Origin of the sequence: Streptomyces phytophilus, from assembly GCF_013870535.1 — a bacterium.
Lineage (GTDB): Bacteria > Actinomycetota > Actinomycetes > Streptomycetales > Streptomycetaceae > Streptomyces > Streptomyces phytophilus.
Window position 1 is genome coordinate 1 of sequence record NZ_JACBXC010000669.1, and the last position, 3,335, is coordinate 3,335.

The 3,335-nt window shown below is 72.3% G+C and carries 3 protein-coding genes; 1 reads left to right on the forward strand and 2 read right to left on the reverse strand.

Features of this window, described 5'->3' with window-relative positions; translation table 11 throughout:
• Nucleotides 1-10: 10 nt before the first annotated feature.
• Both H5J30_RS23230 and H5J30_RS23235 read right to left on the reverse strand, forming a co-directional pair.
• Nucleotides 11-499 (reverse strand): SRPBCC family protein, encoded by a 489-nt coding sequence (locus tag H5J30_RS23230; RefSeq protein ID WP_181789323.1) that lies wholly within the window; start codon nucleotides 497-499, stop codon nucleotides 11-13.
• A 49-nt stretch (nucleotides 500-548) separates the two neighbouring features.
• Complete coding sequence (locus H5J30_RS23235; RefSeq protein WP_181789324.1) at nucleotides 549-1,310, reverse strand: metallophosphoesterase family protein; 762 nt, start codon at nucleotides 1,308-1,310, stop codon at nucleotides 549-551.
• A 132-nt stretch (nucleotides 1,311-1,442) separates the two neighbouring features.
• Here H5J30_RS23235 and H5J30_RS23240 point away from each other — a divergent pair, with 132 nt between their 5' ends.
• Entirely contained in the window at nucleotides 1,443-3,251 is a 1,809-nt protein-coding gene (locus tag H5J30_RS23240) for an AMP-dependent synthetase/ligase (RefSeq protein ID WP_181789325.1), read from the forward strand.
• Nucleotides 3,252-3,335: the final 84 nt, after the last annotated feature.

The window sequence follows — 3,335 nt, forward strand, 5'->3', positions numbered from 1 at the left end:
ACGCGACGCGTCAGTCCGTACCGGAGCCGGAGCCCGGGCCCGGGTCGGCCGACGCGTCCGGCACGCTCTCGACGCGCTGCTTCAGCCCGTCCAGCGCGCGCTCGATGATGATCTTCTCCATCTTGCGCTTCATCATCCCGAGCATCGGGATCTTGACGTCGACGGTCAGCTCGTACGTCACCTCGGTGCGCTCCCCGCCCGCGAGCGGCCGCAGCAGGTACGCGCCGTCCAGGGCGCGCAGCATCTGCGACTTCTCCAGCGTCCAGCGCACCTCGTGCGGACCCGCCCAGGTGTACGCAAGCGTCTGCTCGTCCCGGATCGTCTTCGCGTCCAGCACCAGCAGCACCCGCGCCGCGCGCCCCTGACCGTCCGCTTCGAGCACCTCGGTCCGCCGCACCTCGCCGGTCCACTCCGGGTAGCGGTCGAAGTCCGCGATCACCGTCATCACCGCGTCCGGTGCGGCGTCGATGGTGATACTGGACCTGGTGTGCTCTGCCATGCCTGGGCTCCTCCGTCAACCGTCCGCGCTGAAGGTTACCGCGCCCGGTTCACCACTCCAGAACCCACGGCTTCCCGCGGGACGCGAAGTGCCCGACGTTCACGCACTCCGTCGCCCCGATCCGCATCCGCCGCGCCAGCGGCTGGTGGACGTGGCCGAAGAGCGCGTACCGCGGCCGCACCTCGTGCACCGCCGCCAGCAGCGCTTCGCTGCCGCGCTCGAAGCGGCGCGCCACCGTGTCGTAGCAGAGGTCGGGGACGAGCGGCGGGATGTGCGAGCAGAGCACGTCGACCTCGCCGAGTGCGGCGACCTTCGCGGCGTACGTCTCGTCGTCGATCTCGTACGGCGTGCGCATCGGCGTCTGCAGTCCGCCGCCGACGAACCCGAAGACCAGCCCGCCGATCTCCACCCGCTGGCCGTCGAGCACGGTGGTGCCCTCGCGGGCGAACTCGGGCCACAGCCGCGGGATGTCCACGTTGCCGTACGTGGCGTACGTCGGCACGGGGAAGGCCGCGAACAGCTCCGCGTACTGCCTGCGCACCGCCTTCTCGATCTCGCCGCTCTTGTCCATGCCCGCCCACAGCGAGCGCACGAACTCGCGGTGCTCCTCGAATCTGCGGGCGGTGCGCAGCTCCACGCTGCGCGTGGTGTTCGCGACGCCGAAGAGGTCCGGGAAGATGCCGCGGGAGTGGTCGGCGTAGTCGATGAAGAGGATGAGGTCGCCGAGGCAGACGAGCGCGTCCGCGCCGTCGCCCGCGCGGGCCAGGTCGGCGCTGTTGCCGTGCACGTCGCTGACCACGTGGACCCTCATGCGATCACCCTACTTCCGGTGCGCACGGCACCCGTGCGGCCCCCGCACGGCGGTGAGCGGCGCCACTGCCGCGCGGCGCCCTCGTGGGGATAGGGTCGCAGGTGGCCCACCGGAACGTCGAGGAGCAGTCTCTTGCGAGAGTTCGCCCTTCCCGCCCTGTACGAGGTCCCGGCGGACGCCAATCTGACGGACCTCATCCGCACCAACGCCGCCCGGACCCCCGAGCTGGCCGTCGTCGCCCGCAAGAACGCGTCCGGCGACTGGGAGGACGTGTCCGCCGCGGACTTCCTCGCGGAGGTGGAGGCGGCGGCCAGGGGCCTGATCGCGGCCGGGCTGCGGCCCGGGGACCGGGTCGGGCTGATGTCCCGTACGCGGTACGAGTGGACGCTGCTGGACTTCGCGATCTGGACCGCGGGCGGCGTGACGGTCCCGGTGTACGAGACCAGCTCGCCCGAGCAGATCCAGTGGATCCTGAGCGACTCGGGCACGGTGGCGTGCGTGGTGGAGACCGCGGAGCACGCCGCGGCGGTCGAGTCGGTACGCGGCCGGGTGCCGCAGCTGCGCGACGTGTGGCGGATCGACGCCGAAGGCGACGAGGACGGCGCCGTCGCCGCGCTGACCGCCGCCGGGGCCGAGGTGTCCGACGAGACCCTGGAGAAGCACCGCTCCGCGGCCGGCGCCGACTCCCCCGCGACCCTCGTCTACACCTCGGGCACCACCGGCCGCCCCAAGGGCTGCGTCATCACCCACGGCGGCTTCCTCGCCGAGTGCGGCAACGCCGTGGAGCAGCTGCGCCCGCTCTTCCGCCCCGGCGACAGCTCGATCCTCCTCTTCCTGCCGCTCGCGCACGTCTTCGGCAGGCTGGTGGAGATCGCCGCCATGGTCGCCCCGATGAAGCTCGGCCACGCGCCGGACGTGAAGAACCTCACCGCCGACCTGGCCGGCTTCAAGCCGACGTTGCTGCTCGGCGTCCCCCGCGTCTTCGAGAAGGTCTACAACTCCGCGCGCGCCAAGGCGCAGTCCGACGGCAAGGGGAAGATCTTCGACAAGGCGGCCCACACCGCCATCGCGTACAGCCGCGCCCTGGACACCGGCGGCCCCGCCTTCGGGCTGCGGCTGCGGCACGCGCTCTTCGACAAGCTCGTCTACGCCAAGCTGCGCGCCGTCCTCGGCGGCCGGGCCACGCACGCGATCTCCGGCGGCGCTCCGCTGGGCGAGCGGCTCGGCCACTTCTACCGCGGCATCGGCTTCACGGTCCTGGAGGGCTACGGCCTGACCGAGACCGCCGCCGCGATCACCGTCAACCCGGTGCAGCGCCCGAAGATCGGCACCGTCGGGCAGCCGCTGCCCGGCTGCACCATCCGCATCGCCGACGACGGCGAGGTGCTGGTGCGCGGCGGCAACGTCTTCACCGGGTACTGGGGCGACGAGGACGCGACGGCGGCCTCGCTGGACGGCGAGTGGCTGCACACCGGCGACCTCGGGAGCCTGGACGGGGACGGGTACCTGTCCATCACCGGGCGGAAGAAGGAGATCATCGTCACGGCCGCCGGCAAGAACGTCGCCCCGGCGGTGATAGAGGACCGCATCCGGGCGCACGCGCTGGTGGCGGAGTGCATGGTCGTCGGCGACGCGCGGCCGTTCGTCGCCGCGCTGGTCACGCTGGACGAGGAGTTCCTCGCCAAGTGGGCCCAGGACAGCGGCAAGCCGGGCCGGACGGCGGCGGAGCTGGTGGACGACGCGGAGCTGCGGGCGGCGGTGCAGCTCGCGGTGGACGACGGGAACGCGCAGGTGTCGCGGGCGGAGTCGGTGCGCAAGTTCCGGATCCTGCCGGGGCAGTTCACGGAGGAGTCGGGGCATCTGACGCCGTCGCTGAAGCTGAAGCGGGGTGCGGTGGCGAAGGACTTCGCGGCGGAGATCGAGGCGCTGTACGAGCGGTAGGCGCGGGGCACCGCCTCACAGCAGCGACGTCAGCCGCTCCGCCAGCAGGTCCCAGCGCCACCGCTCCGCCACCCACGCCCGCCC